The organism is Syntrophomonas zehnderi OL-4 (assembly GCF_000983115.1).
Lineage (GTDB): Bacteria > Bacillota > Syntrophomonadia > Syntrophomonadales > Syntrophomonadaceae > Syntrophomonas_B > Syntrophomonas_B zehnderi.
This window is the reverse complement of record NZ_CGIH01000004.1, coordinates 61130-84300: the sequence shown is the minus strand read 5'-3', so window position 1 is coordinate 84300 and position 23171 is coordinate 61130. Positions and strand designations below refer to the sequence as shown.

Below are 23171 nucleotides of genomic sequence, written 5' to 3'. Positions count from 1 at the left end.
AGAGTATTTATACATTCATCTAAATCAAAGTATTAAAACCAAAATTTATAAGCTTTTTTCTCAGTTAATAATTTAAGTCTTCTACACTGACCCGATGGCGGAAAGTCCAATAAGCCCAAGCTTGATAAGCTAATACAATCGGCACTAAGATTACTGCTACAACAGTCATTACTTTAAGGGTGTTAAAACCGGAAGCTGCGTTGTAAATAGTTAGATTCCAAGCAGGTTCTAAACTAGAAACCATTACTCGAGGGAATAGTCCAGTAAAGATAGTAATTACAGTAAATACTATAGTTAAAGCAGTAGCAAAAAAACTACGACCGAAACTGCCACCTCGGGCAGCCAAGACAGAAACAATTAATACTATTGCTGTTAAAGCTAAAGTTATCATAGAAATAGGTTTAGCTATAATATCAGTTTCTGCCAGCAGCAAGCCAGCCATAGCTACTACGGTAATTATAGCAATTACCCCAAGTTTAGGTGTTAAATCTTTAACCCGCTGCAATAAATCCCCTTCTACTTTTAAAGTTAAATACAAGGCGCCATGATAAGTAAATAAAGCTACAAAGGCTATCCCAGTCATTATTGTAAAAGGAGATAGCAAGGAGAAAAAGTTACCTGTAAAATGCATGTTAGCATCAATCGGTACCCCACGTATTAAATTGGCTATTGCAATTCCCCATAGTAAAGCTGGCAGTAAACTACCTAACCATAAAGCCCAATCCCACATAGAACGCCATAAGGGATTGTCATCTTTACTTCTAAATTCAAAAGATACCCCGCGAATAATCAAGGCTAACAATAGTAGAAACAAAGCCAGATAAAAACCGCTAAAAAGGGTGGCATACCAATTTGGAAAAGCTGCAAAAATAGCACCACCAGCAGTAATCATCCAAACCTGATTCCCATCCCAAACAGGTCCAATTGAGTTGATTAGAACCCGTCGCTCTATATCTGTTTTACCAACAAAAGGCAGTAATATCCCGACACCGTAATCAAAGCCTTCTAAAAAGAAGAACCCACAAAACAAGACACCGACTAGAATAAACCATAGAATATTTAGGTCCATAAGGAAACCTCCTCCCCAGGAACTTGAATATCTTTGCTAATATCAATTTCAATAGGGCCAAGTTTAGCATATTTAGTTAGAAGATATAAATCTGCTAATGCTAAAAGAGAATAGATAACGGTAAATCCGATGAGGGTAACCCATATTTCTCCCGCAGATACGTTAGGCGAAACCGCATCATTTACAGTCTGTAAACCGTAAACAATCCAAGGCTGTCTACCCATTTCAGTCACAATCCAACCAAATAAGTTGGCTAAAAAGGGGAGGGGAATAGCCCAAGTAAAGGCACGTAATAAAAAGGTTCTATCGTCTAATCTACCTCTAAAGTGGGCGAAAATACCTAACAAAGCAAGTAAAGCCATTAAGGAGCCAGCTCCCACCATGAGTCTAAAACTCCAAAAAACAGGAGTTACTGGCGGTAGGTAATCCCCTGGACCATAAGCAGCTTCGTATTCGGCTTGTAAATCCCGCAATCCTTTGACCTCTCCCGAAAAGCTGTTATAGGCCATAAAACTGGTAAAGGCTGGTATTGATATTTCCCAAGAGTTTTCCCTCTTTTCTTGATCAATACTAGCTACTATGGCAAAAGGAGCAGGATCAGCAGTTTCCCATAATGCTTCGGCTGCTGCCATTTTCAGAGGCTTGTTTTTTACTAAGTATTGTCCTTGAACATGTCCTAATCCAACTACCCCTAATACACTAATTAAACCTATAATAATTCCGATTTGGAAAGACTTTTTAAAAAAAGCTGCATCATTTTTCCGTAAAAGATGATAAGCACTAACCCCTAAAACAAAAAAAGCTCCCGTACAAAAACCACCCAGCAACACATGAGGGAATTGGTGCCAAAGATAGGAGTTGGTTAATAAACCGCCGAAATTTACCAGTTCAGCTTTCGTCTCTGTAAGTCGATAACTGACCGGGTTTTGCATAAAAGAGTTAGCGGTTAAAATCCATAAAGATGATATGCTACTAGCAATAGCGACTAACCAAATACTCATTAAATGAATTTTTTTAGAAATCTTATCCCAACCAAAAATCCAAATCCCTAAAAAAGTAGATTCTAAGAAAAAGGCTAGTAGTGCTTCAATTGCCAGAGGAACCCCAAAAATATCCCCTACGAAGCGGGAATACTCGGACCAGTTCATACCAAATTGAAAGACTAATACGATACCGGTTACTACTCCCATTGCAAAATTAATTACAAATAGTTTTCCCCAGAATTTAGTCATCTTTTTATAAGTATCATTGCCAGTTCTAACATAAGCGGTTTCCATAATTGCAACTAACAGAGACAATCCCAGGGTAAGAGGAACAAATAAAAAGTGGTATGCAGATGTTAAACCGAATTGCCAACGGGCAAGTAACAACTCGCTCATGTAGTAAATCCCCCCTTAGTTTTGAAAATTGAAAGACTCAATTTGCCAGACTACCCTCCTTTACTTTTTTTAAGCAGAGTAAAAATAGTGATTTTGACCATGCTTTTTCGCTATATTTACTCGTTTTGACAACTACGATAGCTATTAATTAAATCTTGAAAATTATGCTTACTAAGGTCATCTACCAGCTCCTTTTGAATATTTCCGAGTACATTATGGACAGGACATACTTTAGTCCAACGTTTACTGCAGTAATCCTGATGGGTTAAACAACGATTAATAGCAATGGGACCTTCCATAGCTTCTATTACATCTAACAAAGTAATATCTTTGGGATCTTTAGCCAATGCATAGCCCCCCTCTTGACCACGATAAGATTTTAAAATACCTGCTTTAACTAAAGAACCGAGTATTTTTAGCAGAAAACGCATAGGCACCTGTTCCTGTTCTGCCAACTCCTTAGCAGAGACAATAGTATCTTTTAAAGTTAGGTGCAGGATTACCCGAAAAGAATAGTCAGTTGCTTGGTTTAGTTGCATCCGTTTAGCACCTCCCAATTTATACTCAAATGGTATAGTTAGTTTTAATTTTAGAATAGTAGAATTAGCTAAACTTGTCAATATTAAATGAGCATCCGGGCTGAAGGCAGACTGCGTGAAAAAGTCTCAAAAACAGCAAAAAAAAAACAACCCCAGCCCAAGGCTAAAGTTGCTTTTTTAAAATCTTATATTAACAGCCTTTCCAACCGCTCACCCAAGCAGCTAAGGATTTCGTTGGAGATTGTCCCATCCTGCTCAGCGAGGTCGCAGGCAGTTATTTTTTCATTCCCGGACTGCCCAATAATAACGGCGATGTCTCCGGACTTGACGTTTGGAATGTCGGAGATATCCACCAACATTTGATCCATACATATCTGCCCGACAATCGGGGCTTTGATGCCCTGAATCAAAACGCTTCCCACCCCACACGACAAGGAACGCGGGATGCCGTCACCATATCCTATTGCCACAACCGCTATTCTGCTATCCTGCGAAGCTACAAATTGAAGTCCGTAACCGGCAGCTTCCCCTTGGAACAAATCCTTAACCATAGCTATGCGCGCCTTTATGGACAAAACCGGCTCCAAGGAAATGCCGCAGCGTTTCAAATCAGCGCGGCTGCTTAGTAATCCATAGAGTGCGATCCCCACCCTGGCATAGTTTTCAGCCAGTTCTGGATAGTACAAAAGGCCATCACTGCTGACGATGTGCTTTTTTGGACATGGAAATCCGCGCTGGCTAAGCTCGGCAATGATATCGTAAAAGGCTTTTGTCTGGATGTGAGTATACTCTGTACTTTTAGGGGAAGGATCGCCAGCCACACATAGATGGGTAAAAACGCCTTCTATTTTTAGGTTCTTACACTGAAAAATCCTGATTATTTCTTCTGTCTTTTCGCTGCGCTCTCCTAAACGGTGCATTCCCGTATCAATTTTGACATGCACCGAAATCTTTTTGCCATATTGGTCGAGTAGCTGCGCATAAGCGAGATCAAGTACAGTCTGCGTCAGCTTATAGCGGCACAGCAGTGAAAAATCACTCGGGTGGGTATAGCCTAAAACTAAAATCGTTCCCTTGACGCGATTTTTACGTAACTTAGCCCCTTCATAAACGGTTGCAACGCAGAAGGCATTTACGCCCAGCCGGTTCAGTTCCTGAGAAATCAAAACTGCACCATGTCCATAGGCATTTGTCTTGACAGCGGGCAGCAACTCACAACCATCAGGAAGCAATGCGCGAAGGGCGTACACATTATGGCGCAGCGCAGCACGGTCAAGCTCTATCCAAGCCCGTCCTTTCTGGAATCGTTTTTGCTTTTTTAAAAAGGACAACTTGGCCACCAACACAGCAAACAAAACAGACAGTACCGCCACGGCAAGATAATGGATGAGGCTGTTTCGTACCAGTATATCCACAAGCCCGGTTACTTTTGCCGTTCCCCGCACAACCACAATAAAAAGGGGGTGAATGATGTAAATCCAGGTGGAAATAGTCCGTAAAAATGGGTTCGGTTTTCGATCCCACACCATGACCAGCTGATAGAGAAAATACATGCAAGGCAGAAGAGCAACATACATGCTGTCGTGCCGCTGCCAGCCTGTATAGTGCAGGACAAATCCTTCAATGGTCATCAGCAGGATGGAAAGCGCAAACCCAGCCGCACTTTTTTTCCTGCCGCCAGTCTGTGGGGAATGAGCAAACCATGCGCCCATTGTCAAAAAGACAGGAGCGTAGAAGAGTCCGTTACGGGTATAGGAAAATACTTGAAACATGGCGTCATAGGCCGTGGCTAGAACCGGCACACCAGAAATCGCACCAAAATAGCTGTCTCCCATCAGGCCAATGCCATACAGAAACAGGCTGACAACCATAACCGCCTGGAACGACAGCTTGCGGCTCAGCAGGAATACCATCAGAGCACCGAGAATTACGGCCGGAAGATACCACAGGTGGTAGAACGTGCCATCAAACAGGACCAAGCGAATAACATCGGCAACATCAAGCCCCTTGAATTGGCCTGCGTAAAGATTGACCGGCCAATAGATGATGATGGCTACAGCGTACAAAAACACAACCTTTTTGAGAAACCGCATAAGCGGAAGCCTGTCCCGGCTACTTGCAAACAGGTAGGGAGGCAGGATAAAAAAGCCTGTTACCATTAGGAAGAAAGGCACAGCGATCCGGGCGATGATCCGGGTTAAAAGAAAATCTGCATTTGCACTGAACGTAGTCAGAGGCGAGGTATGGATGCAAATGACCAGCAAGGCAGCGATAAGTTTGAATGTATCCAGCCCTCCATACTGGTTATTTTTTGTCATTACGATACCTCCATTCACGCAGAAAAAACCCGTCTGTGTTATGGCCGGACAGCACCACCGGTGTGAAGGCATTGGGGCAAGAAAACTTGCTATATTTAACGGACAGCAGGGATACCAAGCATTGACCAAAGTAAATCAGGTTGTCAGCACGAGCAGACTTTTTCACTACCACCAGCATTTTTAAACACCTACCGCCAATTCAATCACATGGGAAATGACCTGCTCAAAAGAAATGCCGCTGGCTTTCATCATATTGGAATACCGGCTGTGGGAGGTGAAGCCGGGAATCGTATTGACTTCATTGAAAATGACCTGGCCGTCAGTTTTAAGGAACATGTCCACCCGTGCAAAACCACGACAGCCCAGGGCCTGATAAATCGTTTGGGCGGTCTGTTTGATTTCCTCCGCTTTTTCTTTGGAAATTCGCGCCGGGACATGAATGGCCGAGTTTTTCAGGGTATACTTTTCCGTATAATCAAAAAATCCGTCCCATAATTCGATTTCATCGATCTCCCCGACAATCAACTCATTATTGCCCATAACGGCGCAGCCCACTTCAAATCCAGTTACGCTTTCCTCTACGATGACTTCATCATCATATTCAAAAGCCAACTTGACAGCGGCGGGAAGATCATCCCGGCGAGTCACTTTAGTAATGCCGTAGGAGGAACCAGCCCTGACCGGCTTTACAAACAGGGGATATCCGAGAATCTCTGCCGATTCCAGAGCAATTGTGGCATCCATCTTTTTTAATACGAAGGAAGTGGGGACATGCACACCGGCCATATGTGCCAGCTGGTGGGCACGATTTTTGTCCATGCAAAGCGCCGCGGCCAGTGTGCTACAGCCGACAATCGGTATTCCTGCCATTTCAAATATGCCCTGAACTGTACCGTCCTCGCCATTTTTTCCGTGGAGAACAGGAAAAGCGGCATCAATCGGGATTTCTTCAACTTTGTCAGGATGTAATACCAATAGTTTAAGCGCATCACGATCTGGCGAAATTGCTGCCGGCAAGCAGTCCGAGGAATTGCACCAGGTGTCGGATGCAATTTTTCCATTATCCCCTAAAAACCGATACCAGTTTCCCTTAGGTGAAATCCCAATCAAAACGGGTCTGAATTTGTCGGTATCTATATGCGTAATTACAGAGTAGGCCGATTGGAGTGACACACTATACTCAGGAGAACATCCCCCGAATAAGATCGCTATATTTAATCTTTTCATTTTGCTTTCAATCCTTTCTCAACAATGTCCGTCCCTTCCAGAAGCGGATAGCCTATTTCGCATTTCTTAATTGGAGTAATTCGTTTTCTTATCGTCGTATAATCCTTACTACATAAAAAAGCCTGTCTGCTTTGATGAGACTATGCTATCAAAAGCGGACAGGCCGAATTTTAATATTGAGTTGTTTAATTGCTAAGAAAATCTTAAGGTAAGATTGATATTTTCCAAATTATCAGCAGGTAGGAGCAAATATGCAATCTCTGCCTGGTTAAATAATTTTATAAAGAAAGTTTTATTTTGCCAAAGCGGGAATCTGACAATTCCAGGAATTATCCTTACTGTTTATATATCCAGTAAAACGATATACAGGCTGATAAAATCCTTTCGTATCGTAAACATAAGCGAGCTTACATTTTTTGACCCACAGGGTATCTCCCGGCTGGAAGGGTACATACTGTTCAAAGTTTCCATCTTCAACCTGCTTAAAGGCTGCTTGGGGAGAAATAATGTCTTCTGTTGCTACATATTCATTCCAGCTAATTCCGTAATACATATAAGCAAGTTCCGATTTGCTATCAAACTGCATTAGGATAGAGCCAGATGTGAATGAGGTTTTGCCAGTTGCCAGGTCGTTCTCATCCAGTGCATCCCATCTAAGCGTATCGTTGTTTTGTATACTGAAAACAGCGTTAGCAGGGAGCAATTCACCTTTTTTCAGCCAGTTTTTATAAAAATCTCTATGATTCTTCGCTGCTTCCTCGGTTAAGGCGGCGGCATCACGCCATGTTGTGTAACTCCAATCCCCCGTCCTGAAAAAGAAATCCAGTTTTACTTCTTTATTTTGGGGATTTTTGCCGGTATAAACCCGGTTTGCGTCTTCACGGCGTTGAATACCATAAAAGGTGATATCCTCCAATTCGGAAAGCCCAGCTATAATCCGTTTTATATAATCCTGATCCTCCGTATAGGTATTTTTATAAATGGAGGCTGTGGCAGGTCGATCTGTTAAGGAAAGATCGGTTTTAATTTGAATCTTTGACATATCCTGCTTTGCCGCAGGGAGAATCGGCATATTTCCGTAAGGCTGGTGTGCATAAACCAAAGACACGCTGCCAATTATCATTCCAATGACACACGGGAAAATCAATACTTTTCCAAGGGGAGCAAAACGAACCCGCTTTTCCCTAATAATAGAGAGTATTGCCATTATGCAGAAATAGCCAAACAAGCTACCAATACAGTTGTGGAATAAATCATCAAGTTCGAATATCCCCGTTCCCGTAAATAATTGTAAGATTTCAATACAGATAGTAAGCCCAATCGACACGAAAAGGGTTACTTTGAATTTCTCTGCCTTTTTCCAAAAAAGCGGCAATAAAAACCCCAAAGGTGCAAACATCAGCATATTGAAGATTATAAGCTGCAATTCGCTGATGGACCACTTATTCCATGCGTTTATATAGCCGCTGAAAAAATCTATATTGAAGCTACCGGTAAAGTTTGCCCCGCGGCTTAAGGAGGTTAATGCCAATACCAGCAGTAGCCAGCATGACAAAAGAAACAGGGTAATCCACTGCGTTTTCGACATACTCTTTTGGCCATGAAACACCTTTTTATATATTAAATACCCTACAAAAATGCTAAGCGCCAATAATAAGCCTCCGATGAGTGCAAACACACCCCAGCGGAGCAATGCCTGAAAAATCGTAATTATATCCATATGAATCAACCCCCGTTTTTATACTGTAGTTGAAGTTATCAGTCTTGCGCAATTTACTAACTACAGTATATCCGGTCTCTGCCGTCTTAAATTTAATACTTTCTTGATAAATTCCTAAGAAAATACTAAGAAGCGGTGTTATTTAAACGGAAGTGTAATAATAAAAGAAGTTATATCTGCACAGCTTTCCACGGTAATGGAGCCGCCATGCAATATAATAATTTCTTTAGCAATTGCAAGTCCCAACCCTGCACCCCCGGTATCGCTCGTTCGTGCTTCGTCCAGGCGATAAAACTTTTCAAATATAGTAGCGCATTTTTCAGGCGGTATGGTGTCACCCCTGTTTTGAAATGTAATAGTTACGGCATCATCTCTTTTTTGGGCTAGGATGTGAATTTCTGTATTCGGGTAGCTATAAGCAGCCGCATTCTTCAGAACATTGGTAAAAACCCGCCCCAGCTTTTCAGCATCGCCATAGGCCATTAATTCTTCGTCTGCATGTAAAACAGCTGTATTTCCATGGCTTGACAAAATGGGCAGCAATTCATCGGTTAATTGTACCAACATGTAGTAGAGGTCTATATCCGTTTTCTCTATTTGGATTTGCTGCAGATTGTACCGGGTTATTTCAAAAAATTCATTGATCATTTTTTCCAGCCGGTAGGCTTTTTCGAGTGCGATATGCGTATACTTTTCCCTCTGCTCTGGCGGCATATTTTCCACTTCTTCCAGCAAACTCAAATATCCTATTACAGAAGTAAGGGGAGTGCGGATGTCGTGGGCAAGGTACATAACAAGCTCGTTTTTACGTTGTTCGGCTGTTTGGGCTTCCAGATTCCGGCGTTCCAGGGTTTGTTTCATGGCGTTTAGCCGTTGGCTGATGGCGGTCAGTTCTTCCGGCAAGCTGATTTCCTCCGCATTGTCAATGAGAATCATCCCCAGGCTCTGCTCAACATCGGACAGCGGCTTGGTAACATAGCGCAAAAATGCGCGGATTATGAGAAAAAGCCCTGCCATGATAAGCAGTATCAACAAGATATAAAATAGCTGATATAAATTTTGCGTCGCAAAAAAACCTATTTGCAGGAAATACCCCGCTATATGAGTAATCAATCTTCCGCCAATCCTGTTCCAATGAAAATAGTACATTAAAGCAAAAGCCAAAAAGGAGGCGGCAATTACTCCAATCAGAAAAAAGAATATTTTAATCTGCATACGGGTATAATCAAATTCTCTTTTATCTTTAGCTTTCAATTTTATAGCCAACCCCCCATATGGTTTTTATATATTTAGGATTTTCAACAGTGTCATTCATTTTTTCGCGCAGATGGCGGATATGGACAGTGATAGTATTGTTGCTTTTACTGTAATATTCATCCTTCCAAATTTTATGGAATAGTTCTTCCGCACTTACAACTTTGCCTTGGTTCTCAAGAAGAATTCGCAAAATTGAAAATTCCGTAGGTGTCAGGGTGAGCGGTTCTTCATTTAAGAAACACTCATGGGTTTTAATATTCATAACAAGGCCGGAATGGAGGATGACATCTTTTTCCACGTCTTCCCCATGCCCGGGATTATACTTTTTATATCGCCGCAACTGTGCTTTTACGCGCGCCACTACCTCAAGCGGGCGAAAGGGCTTGGTGATATAATCGTCAGCACCCAATGTAAGTCCGGTTATTTTGTCGATTTCTTCATCTTTAGCAGTCAGCATAATGATGGGATAGGTATAACGTTCCCGTATTTTCTGGCAAAGCGTGAAACCACTGCTGTCCGGCAACATAATATCTAAAATTGCAAGGTCAACTTCCGTTTTTTCAATACAGGCAAGAGCTTCCTTGGCAGAATAAAACTTTAATACCTCATAATTTTCATTTTGCAGGTAGACTTCTATTAAATATGCTATTTCATGTTCGTCATCAACCACAAGAATTTTATCACTCATGATTTCAACTCCTTTCAGGCAGAACCTGACACTCTACTATTTTACAAAATACATCAACTATATTTCTTATTTATATCATGAGAGATTATTAATATTTTCATAAGGATGCGGTTTGCTTTTATATCTTGAAATCCTCCAAAGCGGTTGGAATGCCAGGGTATAGAGTAATTATGATTTACCGGGCCGGCTTCTTACTTCTTGACGGAGAATAACTATCTACTATAATAATGGACGTAGCCGCAAAAGGAAATTGCGGTAATATTTTTCAGCCAACATCGGCATATAATGTAATCCAGGCTAATTAAGGCAACCTGATGGGTTTTCAGCATACCAAAAAGTCTGCGGCGCTATTTCATGTCGATGTCTAATTTTCGTTTAAAATTTCCGGAGAGCCTTGGACTGGTTGGCCTCGTAGGATTGGTGGGCGTTATAGGCTATATGACGGGATTAGGTACCTTTAAACCATGGTTGGCTACGTTTGCCGCTTTTAGTTTAATCGGACTACGATTCTTTCATGAGTCGAGCATGAAATTTCCGCAAAGGCTTGGATTGCTTGGAATTTGGGGGTTTCTTGGGTTTTTAGGTTTTATCCCTGGAGTCGATAGAACCATGGAATATAAACCAGAGTATGATTGGCGGAATATTAATAATCAAGCCTATGAATAAGATAACTTTCGTTAAAATTACTCCCTTAAAACGAGGCAGGATAAGTATAAGTAATATTAGGCCCAATGCTTCACTGAGATAACCCCAGTATTGCACTTCAGATTCTAAAATTCCATACCATTCATGGGCATAACTATATCCAAGTAAAATGGCCCCAATTGACAATAGAGCTATTTGGGCAAGGTCCTGATGGTAGAAGTCAACGGGGCATCTATATCCAAGCGATCCATGGAGCCGCTGCTCATTGTAAAACTTTATGTATTGATTTAACCCTCTGCGCAGAGATTTCGGGGTTTCATACTCATTAAGGTAGATATTCTCGTACTTGAGCGTTCGGAAAAATCGCTCTACAAAAATGTTGTCCAGGGCTCGTCCCTTGCCATCCATGGAGATCTTGATCCCTTCGGTCTGAAGGAGTTCGATATAGTCCTGGTTGGTAAACTGGCCTGGTTGGTAAACTGGCTACCTTGATCACTGTTGATGATCTCCGGCCTTCTGCGCTGGAATGCTCTTTTAAAGCATTCCAGCACCCAATGCCGATCCATACTGGTGCTTAGTTCGTAATCCACTATATAGCGGCTGTAAAGATCTACGATAACGAATAGATACATGAATCCCTGACGTAACCGTATGTAAGTGATATCAATGGCCCATACCTGATCTGGATGGTCAATCTTAAGATTCCTCAGTAAATACGGGTGTACATATTTGGCATGTAAACGTTTACTGAGATTGGGGCCAGGGCAGATTCCCTGAATCCCCATTATGCCCATAAGTCTACGGACTCGCTTGCGATTTATTTGCCGTCCCCGGACTTGCATTTCCGCAGCGATCCTGCGATATCCGTAAAAGGTGCATTATACTGCTCCCAGGGAGCAGTATAATGCACCTTCAAATCTTTCCCAGACATAGAATTTGCGTGCCGCCAGGTTCAAAGAGTTCAGGGATCGGGTTATACCGGCTGAACTTTAGGTGATAATGTTAATTCAGGTTTACATCAAGTACCGCTTTTAAAAACTTTTTATATTCCTTATTACTTTTAGTGTATTGGCGCACATCTTGCTGGAAATAATCTTCTATTTCTGCTCTGGTAAAATCGAAAGACTTATTGTTATCCATATCGGTTATATTGAAGGTTATAACTTCCACATTATCAATAAGACTAAATATTACCGCAGCATTTTTAAAATAGGGTAAGCTTGATTTATTATCAACGCCATATCCATGGCAATTTACAATAATGCCGTAGGGCTTATTATCGGTTTTAAGTTCAATACCTAAAGGTTTAACCCCATTTATATAGGGTAATGTATATACCAAATTTGTTACATTACTGTTATCGCCTACATACTTCGATTGATATTTTAGCAGTTTCTCCGGGGTGTCATATACGAAATTAAAGGGGATTAACTTTTGCCTGGTGTCAAGATGTTCTTTATTGGAAACATCAACCCATACTCCTACGATTTGTTCCTGGCAACATAAAAAATTAATATCCTTGTAGATACCATTATCTTCAATGGCTGCTGCCACGTATTGTAGCGGCTTATCCAGATAACTTGAAAAATCATATCCATTTGGCATGGACTTATTATTTAAACTATTAAAAAATGCCTGATTTTTTTCGCGGTCTATAGAGGGTACATAAATATCAAAACCCATCCCGCTATTCATTTGCATTTTATATCCTTTTGACTGAAGATAGGCTTCTATATTTTCTTCTTTGCTATGTATAGAGTCGGTTTGATTATCTATGGCAGCTTTATTTTTGTCGTTTGCCGATGTCGAAGGCACATTGGCACTCTCATTACAACCCACCAGCATACCCCCTGCTGTTGTGAGTAAAATAAGCACACAAAATATCATAAGTAATCTTTTTTTGTTATTCATTTTATAATTACATTCCTTCCACTTAATTTTTACTATAATATAGCATGAAATCTTCTGGTTATAGCTATAATCACTACTTCAATTCAATAGAAATTATTTCAGGACGGTTAAAAAATCTTTGCAGAAATAGGCTGTTACCAAGTCCGCGACTGACAATCATAATGGAGCTATTCATTATTATGTTGCCCGTTATAATATTTGAGTAAAACGCCTTGGTCAGGAGCCAGAATGCCGCCGATAAAGGGAATTATAATCTGACCTCTATGGGCAGGGCCGGTTAAAGATAAATCTATACCTTCATCAGTATATTAATAACGCCCTTTGGGAATCCCTTCCGGGTGGCGCGGCATTCTGGAACGCTGCCGGGTACGTGTCTTAGCCAGTAAAATCAAGAAAAATATGACACTGGCCGCACCTCCCCATCGGGCCGCAACCGTAAAATGGTGAACATAGAGATAGACTGTACCCAGTAATGAACTGCCCAGGACGATTCCCCAGGCAATCGCATAGCTGGCCTGAGCATTTTGCATAAGAGCCGCTTCAACGTTTTTCAGCGGGATTTTAACCTCCAATTGACCTTGCTCGGCTCTCCTTAGTGTTTTTTCCAGCAGCGGCGGCACCTCTACTAAAGCTGTTCCCAGGGCGGCCCCTTTTTCTTTTATGATCTGACTGGGGCGTGCCTGCTTGGGCATAAATTGTTTTAGATAAGGTTTGCCTGCGTCCAGGAAGCTGATTTTACTATCCAGGCCTATGCAGATTCCATACAGGGTTCCCAGAGCCCGCCCTAAAAAAGTAAAACGTGCGGGAATCTGAAAGGGTTGTTCATACAACAGTTTTTCCAGATCGTCCAATAATATCATGACATCTTGATCAAATGATTTAAGACCCTCACCAAGGGTTTGCTCTAGGAACAGCCCGACCGCCCGGGCCAATATTTCATCATCCGCATCCCGGCGCACAAAGCCTACCTGTTTGAGGTAGAAAACGACCTTGTGATGTTCCCTTGCCACCATGGCTAAAACCATCTGAATTAAGGTATTGCGCAAATCCGGGGAAATGGTTCCCATCATGCCAAAATCAATCATTATGATTCTTCCTTCGGCATCGATAAATAAATTACCCGGATGGGGATCGGCATGGAAAAAACCATCCACCAGGATCTGTTTTACGTAGATCTCCAGCAGTTTTTGGGCCAGCCGGGATCTGTTAATACCTGCCTTTTCCAGGCTTTGATAGTCGGTCACCTTCATTCCCTGCATAAATTCCATCGTTAACACCCTCCGCCGGGTATAGTCCCAATGTATGCGGGGGACAATCAAATCCGGATCCGCAGCGCTGTTTTGAGCTATGGTTTCAGCATTTTTCCCTTCCTGCAGGTAATCGAGCTCTTCCCGGAGGGTAACGGCAAATTCTTCATAAATGGCGTCAAAGTCCACCCATTTTTGCCAGTCAGTTAAAAGCTTTAATCCGCCAATCACCCGGCGCATGGCCCTAAGGTCTATATCGATCAGTCTTTCAATCCCGGGCCGCAATACCTTGACAGCCACTATTTCGCCCCCGGGCAGTTCTGCCTGGTGCACCTGCCCCAAGGAGGCAGAAGCCAGCGGGGTTTCGTCCATATGGGCATAGACCTCATGCAGGGGCATATTAAACTCTTTTACAAGCAAAGCCGCTATATCCTGAAAAGCCACCGCCGGCACTTCATCCTGCAGCCCTGCTAATTCCCGGGTGGCAGATTGGGGCAATATGTCCACCCGAGTACTTAGAAATTGGCCCAACTTAATCAGCAAACCACCCATTTCCACGGCGGTATTTCTAAAGCGGCGGGCTTCCAAGAAATATAGTTCTTCCCGGCGGGTATCCTTCCAACCGGGTTTATGCCATAAAGCCTTGAATTTGAGAGAAAAAAAAGACCAAAATATCCGTACGAATAGGTTAATGACCTTGAAAAAACGCCGGGCTGCGCTCCGGGAATTAATTGTCACCTCATCAGCCTCCCTAAATTATGAAATCCGCAAAAGCGGTTGGTATGCCAGTATATATTTATTATGATTTACCGGCCGACTTCTTACTTCTTGACGGAGGATAACTATCTACTATAATAATGGACGTAGCCCCAAAAGGAAATTGCGGTAATATTTTTTAGCCACCATCGGCATATAATGTAATCCAGGCTAATTAAGGCAACCTGAAAAATATTGAGTGGCACTGAGAGGATTTTTATCTGCCACTGCAGAATAATCATCAACTATTGATAAATTTGTACCAGCCGTTGAGCTGATGCTTCATTGGGGCAAAAAAGCGAGGTAAATATGGTATGGTATTAAACCGGTTTGTTTTACATGTTATTCCTGGTTATATAACCAATATTTTTCTGGCAGAATACGAACATGGCTTGCTCCTGCTGGATTGCGGGGCAGCCAGCGATGTTCAGCGTATTGAAGATTACTGTTTGCAAAACCTTAAACGTTCCCCTCAGGATATTAAACTGGCGGTCGTAACACACATACATCCGGATCATAGCGGGGGGGCAGCCAATCTGCGCAACAGGTTTGGCACCCTAATCGCTTCCCAAAATGAGTTGGATCGTTGGTATGCCGGCCCGGGCGGGTTTATTCAGCATAAACTGGATCGCTTTATGATGCAGGGGGTAGCCCGGCGTATGCAACGCAGCTTGGAAAAAACCTTTTTTCCCCGCAGGATTAATGCCGATTTTCTGCTCAGTGACGGTGACAGCCTGCCTATCTTTCAAGACTGGCAGGCTATCCATGTCCCCGGCCACACTTCCCATGATCTGGTTTTATATAACCAAGCCGAATCCCTGCTTTATGTCTCAGATTGCGTTCTGGAAGTCAAAGGCAAGTATCAAAATCCCCTACCGATAATGTTTCCAGAGCAGATGCTATCATCATATACCAAGCTGTCTACCCTAGATGCCGCCACTATCCTGCTGGCACATGGGGAAGCTATCAAAACCGAGGACCCCCGCAGGGTGTTTACCTTAGCCCGTGAACTTCTAAAATCCCCCCCTAACAAGATGACCCACCGCGTCCAATGCATGTCCGTATTCTCTCCGGAAGGCTGGCAGCAGCGCAACAAACAAGGCTGTTAGAATCTGATTAACCATGTTTGGGGCAGAAAAACTGCTTAATTTCGCGGGGAATATAATGCCCATGAAAATTTGACAATAAATCTGCGTCTATACACCTTGCGGGGTTTTTAACAACCGCATTCCATTCAGGGTTACCAGCAAGGAAGTGCCCATATCCCCGACTACCGCCAGCCAAAGGGTCAGCCAGCCGGGGATTACCAGGAGCAGGATGCCGAGTTTTACTATCAGTGAAAAGGCAATATTTTGCTTGATAATCCTCTGGGTTCTGCGGCCTAAGTCGATACCGTAAGCCAGTTTGGATAAATCGTCTGCCATCAAGGCAATATCGGCAGTCTCAAGAGCTACATCAGTTCCGGCAGCGCCCATGGCAATCCCAGTGGTAGCTATCGCCAGTGCCGGGGCATCGTTTACTCCATCGCCTACCATAGCTACCTGATTATAGCGGTCCAACAGTTCCTGCATTACCCTGACCTTGTCCTCCGGCAGCAGATCAGCCTGGTATTCATCTACTCCCACAGCGGCGGCAATCGATTGGGCGGTGCGCTCATTGTCACCCGTCAGCATTATAGTTTTTTCAATACCGATTTGCTTAAGCCGGGCCAATTCCCGGCTGCTATCTTCACGCAAGCGATCCGCTGCGGCAATCAGACCTAAGAACTCTCTTGCATCCGCCAAAATCATCACCGTTTTGCCCTGATTTTGCAGCTTTTCTAACTCAATTTGCATTTGGGGCGGCGAATCAAGTTCAGATTCCTTGAAAAAACGCTGGTTGCCAATAAAGTAACGCTGCCCTTTAATGTCTGCATACGCTCCTTGACCGGCTACCGCCTGGAAACCCTCTACTGGCGGCAGGATCAGTCCCTCTTCTTGCCCCCGGCGGCAAATCGCCGCTGCTAATGGATGTTCGGAACGGGACTCGATAGCAGCTGCTATAGTCAGAATTTCATTCGGGCTGCCCCTAAAAGCAATTATATCGCTTACCACAGCCTGCCCCTGGGTGAGTGTGCCGGTTTTATCAAAAGCAATGGCTCTTAAGTCCCCTAAGGCTTCCAGATAGGCTCCGCCTTTAATCAACACGCCGTTTTTAGCGGCACTGCCGATTCCCGAAACGATTGACACCGGGGTAGAAATAACCAGGGCGCAGGGACAAGCAACCAGAAGCATACCTAAAGCCTGGTACAGCCAATGGTGAAAAGATTGCGAGCCCAGCAGCGGGGGAAGCGTAGCTACTAGAAAAGCCGCCGCAATAACTGCGGGGGTGTAATAACGGGCGAATTTATCCACGAATTGTTCGGCAGGTGCTTTTTGCCCTTGGGCATCCTCTACCAGGCTGATAATCCGGTTAATAGTATTATCCTGAGCCAATTTTAAGACTTCGACTTCCAGGCTGCCATATCCGTTTACGGTACCGGCATATACAGTATGCCCGACTTCCTTATCAACGGGCAGTGATTCCCCGGTAATCGCCTTTTCCTCTACCGCCGAAATTCCTTTAACGACCTTGCCGTCCATGGCAATCCTTTCACCAGGTCGAACCACCAGTATATCTTTTAGGCAGATCTCCTGCACCGGTACGGTTATTTCTGTTCCATTACGCCGGATCAGAGCCTCCCGAGGAGCTATTTCCATCAACATACGAATGGAATCGCGGGTTTTATCCATAGAATAGGCCTGCAGGGCATTGCCTAGTGAAAACAGGACGACTACCGCCGCTCCTTCTTCATAGTGCCCTAGCCCCACGGCGCCTATGACGGCAATTACCATAAGCACATTCATATCCATTTCGCGGGCATTGATTAAAATCGCCAGACCTGCTTTGGCAGGCAGATAACCGCCTAGAACGATAGCCAGGATATACAGGCCATGGGTCCAGGTCACCGGGGCATTGACCAGGTGACTGAGCACAGCTAACAAAACCAGGCTTCCAGATATCAGGGTAGATCGCACATATTTATTGCTTGCCAGCAGCGATTGGGGCGGAACCTTAAGATCGGTCGCTCCTTCGAGCCTGCCTTGGTAGCCCATTTTTTCTACTACTTCCAGAATTGAATTAACCGGCCCTTGGTGGATAACTTCCATTTTGGCTGCCCCAAAATTAACCTGCGCCGAATTAACCCCGGGCATTGCCAGGATCCGTTTCTCCAGTTTAGCGGCACAGTCGATGCAATCCAATCCTTGCAGGCGAATGATGCTTTTATTGTCACTTAAACCGCTCTGGTAACCAACCGCATAGGCTGTATAGCCCAGGCTTTTAACCTGATTGATGACTTTATCCAGCCCGATAAGCGCCGGGTCGTACTTTACCTGCAGTTTGGCCGTACTAAAGGTAAGCCGGGCTTCTGCTATACCTGGCATTTTGCTGATGGCCTGCTCGACCTTGGCGGCACAATTCGGACAATCCAGGCCGCCAATCTTTAACGTATCCTCATCGTATAAAAAATCTGCCGGGATCGCAACTCCTGCCATTTTGTATCCTCCTATTCCATAACATGCTCTAATCCTTGGGCAAAAAGGCTTCTAACGTGTTCATCATCCAGACTGTAGTAGAGTATCTTGCCTTCGCGGCGAAACTTGACCAGTTTTTGGCTGCGCAACACCCGCAACTGATGCGATACCGCCGAATCGGAAGCCCCGATAACTGCGGCCAGATCACACACACAAAGCTCTCTTTGCATCAGGGCATAGAGCATTTTGATGCGGGTGGAATCGCCCAGGGTTTTAAAAAAATCCGCTAATTCAAAAACGATTTCATCTTTTATCATTTCCTTTTGAACAGCGATTACGCTTTCTTCATGGATGCATTGAACCTCACAGCGATCCAGGAATTCATCCCTCATCTTTATCCCTCCACACTTTAACACCTGAATATATGTTCATATATAGTATTGCATTATTTGGCTTTTAAAATCAAGGGGAAAAAACGGCGCGGGTTTTTGAAAACTGTTATACTCTGCGTATTATGATTCATATTGATTTTTCAGTGGGGCAATCATTTTTATCGTTGCTGTCAAACCTTGGCAGGCGGGAAATTTTCGTTACTGGTTTTGACTTGTGCTCCGGGAAGGGTAAAATGAAAGGTAGGATTGGGAAAGGAGATTTTTTATGAATATTGGGATTGACATCGATAATACCATCAGTACAACCCGTGAAACGATCTTTGCTTTTGCTAATAAATATAATCGCGAAAACTGTCTCCCCAACCAGTTTGATTTAGCACACTATGCGTTGGAAAAATCGCTGGGCTGGGATAGGCCCACTTCCCAAGCTTTTTTGCGAACCCATCTGGCTGATATCTATCGCCAGGTTCTGCCTAAGCCCCAGGCCGTGGAAATTATCCGCGAACTACATCAGGAAAACCGTATTATCCTGATTACCTCCCGCAACCAACGGGATGAAGCTGTGGCTACCGTAACCCGGGAGTGGCTGGAACTTCATCAGATTGAATATGACAAGCTGATCATGAATAATACTGATAATATGCATCATTACAGCAAGCTGGCCGATTGCCTGGACAACGGGGTGGAACTAATGATAGAGGATCATCACGACCTGGCCTGGGAGTTAAGCAGCTATTTTCCGGTAGTCCTTTTTGATTATCCTTACAATGCTCATCTACAGCATGACAACATCATTCGCGTGCAAAGTTGGCCGGAGGTAAGGCAGGCCGTAAACCAAATAATCGGCTAAGTGCCCGCCCCTAAGTTAACTGCCCTATCTGCCGACCCGTCGCACGCTCCGTTCGGCGTACGGCGGTTCCAAAGTTAACACATCAATAATAACTTAACATCTTCTCCGGCATGGGTATCCGGCACGTCCAAACCTCTATTGGGGACCCCTATTCTACCGTAACTGCTTTGGTCAGATGCCGGGGGTTGTCTACCTCGGTACCACGGAAAACCGCCATATAGTAAGCAAATAGCTGTAGAGGAACGACCGTTACCAGAGGTGCCAGCCAGGGTTCCGTGTCGGGAATAATAATAACTTTTTCATACTCCTGACAGTATTTTTGCAAACTCTCTTTGCATATAACGATAGTCTGGGCTCCCCGGGATTTTATTTCATCGATATTGGACATAGTCTTTTCCGCCAAAGCATCCTGGCTAACCAGCCCTATTACCAGGACATCGCCATTGAGCAAAGCAATCGAACCATGTTTTAGTTCCCCGGCAGCATATGCTTCCGCGTGTACATAAGACGTTTCTTTAAGTTTTAATGCCCCCTCCATAGCAACGGGATAATCATAGCCCCGGCCCAGGAAAAAGGCATTATCAGTATCGCGGTAATAACCGGCTATTTCTTTAACGGTGGGTTGCAGAGCCAAGGCTTTTTCTACCTTTTGGTCAATGGTGGTTATGGATTTAATATAGGTGTTAAGCTCTGCTTCCGACAACGTACCTCTTTCTTGGGCTAAATACAAAGCCAACAGATACAATGCCATTAACTGGGTCAGATAGACTTTGGTCGAGGCTATGGATATCTCCGGGCCTGCCTGGGTATAAATTACCGCATCCGCCCAACGGGCCATGGTGCTACCTGGAACATTTAATATAGCCAGCACAGGAATTCCGGCTTGTTTCGCCTTATAAAGGGCTGCCAGGGTGTCGGCGGTTTCACCGGATTGGCTAATAACTATTAAGAGGTCACCTGCCTGCCACAATACCCGGCGATAAGCAAATTCGGATGCCAGGTCAATCTCCACCTGAAGACCGGTCAATTCCTCAATGGCTTTGCGCCCCACCAACCCGGCATGATACGCAGTACCACACCCGGCAATAAATATCTTGTTTATATTCTTAATTTCAAAATTAAGCCCGCTGAAGATGATTTTATTATCCTTTATTCTGCCGTTTAAAGTTTGCCGCAATGCCTTAGGCCCAGCGAAGATTTCTTTAATCATAAAATGTTCAAAATCGCCTTTATCCTCACAATTTAAATCCCCTGCCACTTAAAAACCCTCCTCATAAATTGCTAACTTCTCGTGACCGCAGGCCACAATTATAAAAATGGCTGCATGATACGGTTGGGAAACTGAACTTCCCCCAACGAAAGCTAAAGCTTCCGTTACCAAGGCAGGTAATGGGTAGCTTCGTCCTAATATATACCTGATATTTAGTTTTCCAGCGGGAGCTTCTAGCATCAGACCGCAGAAACTCCCGGCACTCAACCCAAACTTGAGCCGGCTTGATGGTAAATTGTTCCTGCCGAGTGCCCGGTCGCTATTTAGGGTACTGCGGTAATCCGCGTTTATTATGATTTTTGGGCTTTGGCCCAACTGTCGCGCAGGGATACGATGCGGTTAAATACCAACCTGTCCGGTCGGGAATCTACGTCCAGGCAAAAATAGCCCTGCCGCAGGAATTGATATCTATTCCTGGCTAAAGCTTCTGCCAAACCGGGTTCAACCTGACAATTTGTAAGTACCTGCAGGGAGTTGGGATTAAGCTTGGTTTTAAAATCATTGCCATCTTCTTCATCATCCGGGTTTTCGGTCAGGAAGAGATGCTCATACAGGCGCACTTCAGCCGAAATGGCATGGGCGGCCGATACCCAATGGGAGGTACCTTTGACCTTGCGGCCGCTGGTTGCTCCGCCGCTCTTGGAATCAGGATCATAGCTGCAATGCAATTCGATGATATCCCCTTGAGCATTTTTGATAACCTCTTCACACTTGATGATATAGGCGCTTTTTAACCTTATTTCCCCGCCCGGCCGCAAACGGAAAAATTTCTTGGGCGGATCCTCCATGAAATCCTCCTGTTCTATGTACAATTCACGCGAAAAAGGGATCAGGCGCTTACCCATGGCCGGGTTTTCAGGATTATTCTCCGTCTCCAGCCATTCCACCTGATCAGCCGGGTAATTATCGATAATAACCTTTAAGGGCCGCAAAACAGCCATCACCCGGGTAGCATCTAAATTCAAATCTTCCCGGACACAGTGTTCCAGCAGTGCTATATCAACCACGCTATCTCTCTTGGCTACCCCGATGCGATTACAAAAATCACGAATGGACTCCGGCGTATACCCCCTGCGGCGCAACCCGGAAATAGTCGGCATACGGGGATCGTCCCAGCCATTTACATAGTTGTTCTCCACCAATTCTCTTAATTTACGTTTGCTCATCACCGTGTAGCTAAGATTAAGGCGGGCAAATTCGATTTGCTGGGGACGCCCATTTTTATCCGCATTATAATCCACATTGTCGAGGAACCAGTCATATAAAGGCCGGTGATCGGCAAATTCCAAGGTACAAACTGAATGGGTAATACTCTCCAACGCATCTGATAAGGGATGCGCAAAGTCATACATCGGATAGATGCACCATTTATCCCCGGTACGGTGATGATAGGCTCTTAAAATGCGGTATATAACCGGGTCACGCATATTCAGGTTGGGTGAAGCCATATCAATTTTAGCCCTTAAAACCCGGGTGCCATCCGCAAATTCTCCGGCCCGCATGCGGGTAAATAGATCCAAGTTTTCTTCCACCGAGCGGTTACGATAGGGACTCTCCTGACCGGGCTCGGTGAGCGTACCCCGATATTGTCTGATTTCCTGGGGACTTAAATCGCAGACATAAGCACATCCTTTTTCTATTAGCTGCACAGCCGATTCATACAGCTTATCGAAGTAGTCTGAAGCATAATACATCCGTTCTTCCCAATCAAACCCCAGCCACCTGACATCTTCCTTTATAGAGTCAACGTATTCGAGTTCCTCCTTAATGGGATTGGTATCATCGAAACGCAGGTTGCAGATTCCCCCATTATTTGCCGCCAGACCAAAATTCAAACAGATAGACTTGGCATGGCCTATATGCAAATATCCATTCGGTTCCGGCGGAAAGCGGGTGTGTACCCGTCCTCCGTTTTTCCCTTTTTTTAAGTCCTCACTTATAATGTTTTGAATAAAGTTGGTTAAGGCCTCGTTATTATTGTTTTCTTCCGGATTATTATTCTGTTCCGTGGTCATCCTTTTTCCTCCCTTAAAATAAAAGACACCCAAATGATATGGGGTCTTTATTCTAATTATTATACCCTTTTATTACTGCATCCTGAACTAAAACCTTATTTTATATATTGGAAAACAGTAAAATCCTAAAAACCAGGGGGCACTTCCCGGTCGCATGAAAAAACATAAGCATAGACGTCAGGTAACTTCCTAGGATTCCAGCAACTCCTCCAGGAACTCCATGCTGTCGGCAATAAAGACAAATTCTCCGCTCTCGCAATTTTCCCCGGCCTGTTCGTAACTTTCATACGCAAAAGGATAGATTCCATTCTGATTCACTATAAAAAAGGGCATC

19 protein-coding genes and 1 pseudogene are annotated in these 23171 nt (G+C 44.0%); 3 read left to right on the top strand and 17 right to left on the bottom strand.

From position 1 onward, the window contains the following. Positions 1-64: 64 nt before the first annotated feature. From cydB to vanR, 9 genes are all read right to left on the bottom strand, one after another. The gene (cydB, locus tag AAV90_RS00915) at positions 65-1069 is read right to left on the bottom strand and encodes a cytochrome d ubiquinol oxidase subunit II (protein ID WP_046494808.1); all 1005 of its coding nucleotides are present in this window, start codon (positions 1067-1069) and stop codon (positions 65-67) included. Then, positions 1060-2448, bottom strand: coding sequence for a cytochrome ubiquinol oxidase subunit I (locus AAV90_RS00910; RefSeq protein WP_046494805.1), 1389 nt, complete (start codon positions 2446-2448; stop codon positions 1060-1062). Before AAV90_RS00910 ends, cydB begins: the two co-directional genes overlap by 10 nt. Before the next feature lie 116 nt (positions 2449-2564). Further along, the gene (locus AAV90_RS00905) at positions 2565-2987 is read right to left on the bottom strand and encodes an RrF2 family transcriptional regulator (RefSeq protein ID WP_046494803.1); all 423 of its coding nucleotides are present in this window, start codon (positions 2985-2987) and stop codon (positions 2565-2567) included. A gap of 185 nt (positions 2988-3172) precedes the next feature. Next, complete coding sequence (vanT, locus tag AAV90_RS00900) at positions 3173-5305, bottom strand: serine racemase VanT catalytic subunit (RefSeq protein ID WP_046494801.1); 2133 nt, start codon at positions 5303-5305, stop codon at positions 3173-3175. Further along, positions 5292-5483, bottom strand: coding sequence for a hypothetical protein (locus tag AAV90_RS15210; protein ID WP_046494800.1), 192 nt, complete (start codon positions 5481-5483; stop codon positions 5292-5294). The genes vanT and AAV90_RS15210 overlap by 14 nt, the downstream gene beginning before the upstream one ends. A gap of 2 nt (positions 5484-5485) precedes the next feature. Further along, entirely contained in the window at positions 5486-6532 is a 1047-nt protein-coding gene (gene vanG, locus AAV90_RS00890; RefSeq protein ID WP_046494799.1) for a D-alanine--D-serine ligase VanG, read from the bottom strand. Between the two features lie 292 nt (positions 6533-6824). Further along, positions 6825-8252: a VanZ family protein gene (locus AAV90_RS00885; protein WP_046494797.1), complete on the bottom strand. Its 1428-nt coding sequence runs from the start codon at positions 8250-8252 to the stop codon at positions 6825-6827. 138 nt (positions 8253-8390) lie between these two features. Then, positions 8391-9506, bottom strand: a complete 1116-nt coding sequence (locus AAV90_RS00880; protein WP_341363003.1) for a sensor histidine kinase — start codon at positions 9504-9506, stop codon at positions 8391-8393. After that, a complete protein-coding gene (gene vanR / locus AAV90_RS00875) occupies positions 9496-10197 on the bottom strand; it encodes a VanR-ABDEGLN family response regulator transcription factor (protein ID WP_046494795.1) in 702 nt (233 codons plus the stop codon). The genes AAV90_RS00880 and vanR overlap by 11 nt, the downstream gene beginning before the upstream one ends. A gap of 360 nt (positions 10198-10557) precedes the next feature. Between vanR and AAV90_RS15045 the strand changes: the two genes are divergently transcribed. Then, positions 10558-10863 carry a hypothetical protein gene (locus tag AAV90_RS15045; protein ID WP_198142796.1) on the top strand — a complete coding sequence of 102 codons (306 nt, stop codon included), beginning with the start codon at positions 10558-10560 and terminating at the stop codon, positions 10861-10863. Between the two features lie 168 nt (positions 10864-11031). Here the strand turns inward: AAV90_RS15045 and AAV90_RS14315 are convergent. From AAV90_RS14315 to AAV90_RS00860, 3 genes and pseudogenes are all read right to left on the bottom strand, one after another. Continuing rightward, positions 11032-11711: pseudogene (locus AAV90_RS14315) on the bottom strand (IS3 family transposase); the annotation flags it as partial. A 133-nt stretch (positions 11712-11844) separates the two neighbouring features. Then, positions 11845-12753, bottom strand: a complete 909-nt coding sequence (locus AAV90_RS00865; RefSeq protein WP_084691425.1) for a DUF4825 domain-containing protein — start codon at positions 12751-12753, stop codon at positions 11845-11847. Positions 12754-13061: 308 nt separating this feature from the next. Further along, positions 13062-14738, bottom strand: coding sequence for an ABC1 kinase family protein (locus tag AAV90_RS00860; protein ID WP_052729514.1), 1677 nt, complete (start codon positions 14736-14738; stop codon positions 13062-13064). 332 nt (positions 14739-15070) lie between these two features. Between AAV90_RS00860 and AAV90_RS00855 the strand changes: the two genes are divergently transcribed. Further along, a complete protein-coding gene (locus AAV90_RS00855) occupies positions 15071-15865 on the top strand; it encodes an MBL fold metallo-hydrolase (protein ID WP_052729513.1) in 795 nt (264 codons plus the stop codon). Positions 15866-15952: 87 nt separating this feature from the next. Here the strand turns inward: AAV90_RS00855 and AAV90_RS00850 are convergent, their stop codons facing one another. Beyond that, entirely contained in the window at positions 15953-18331 is a 2379-nt protein-coding gene (locus AAV90_RS00850) for a heavy metal translocating P-type ATPase (protein ID WP_052729512.1), read from the bottom strand. Positions 18332-18342: 11 nt separating this feature from the next. Next, positions 18343-18702, bottom strand: a complete 360-nt coding sequence (locus tag AAV90_RS00845; RefSeq protein WP_046494792.1) for an ArsR/SmtB family transcription factor — start codon at positions 18700-18702, stop codon at positions 18343-18345. 265 nt (positions 18703-18967) lie between these two features. On the opposite strand from AAV90_RS00845, the gene AAV90_RS00840 reads away from it, so the two are divergent. Next, positions 18968-19552, top strand: coding sequence for a 5' nucleotidase, NT5C type (locus tag AAV90_RS00840; protein WP_046494790.1), 585 nt, complete (start codon positions 18968-18970; stop codon positions 19550-19552). A 148-nt stretch (positions 19553-19700) separates the two neighbouring features. Here the strand turns inward: AAV90_RS00840 and glmS are convergent, their stop codons facing one another. The 3 genes from glmS to AAV90_RS15565 form a co-directional block, all read right to left on the bottom strand. Beyond that, a complete protein-coding gene (glmS, locus tag AAV90_RS00835; protein ID WP_052729511.1) occupies positions 19701-20810 on the bottom strand; it encodes a glutamine--fructose-6-phosphate transaminase (isomerizing) in 1110 nt (369 codons plus the stop codon). 302 nt (positions 20811-21112) lie between these two features. Then, the gene (locus AAV90_RS00830) at positions 21113-22837 is read right to left on the bottom strand and encodes a glutamine--tRNA ligase/YqeY domain fusion protein (protein ID WP_046494788.1); all 1725 of its coding nucleotides are present in this window, start codon (positions 22835-22837) and stop codon (positions 21113-21115) included. Positions 22838-23026: 189 nt separating this feature from the next. Continuing rightward, positions 23027-23155, bottom strand: coding sequence for a hypothetical protein (locus AAV90_RS15565; RefSeq protein WP_278279288.1), 129 nt, complete (start codon positions 23153-23155; stop codon positions 23027-23029). Between the last annotated feature and the right edge of the window lie 16 nt (positions 23156-23171).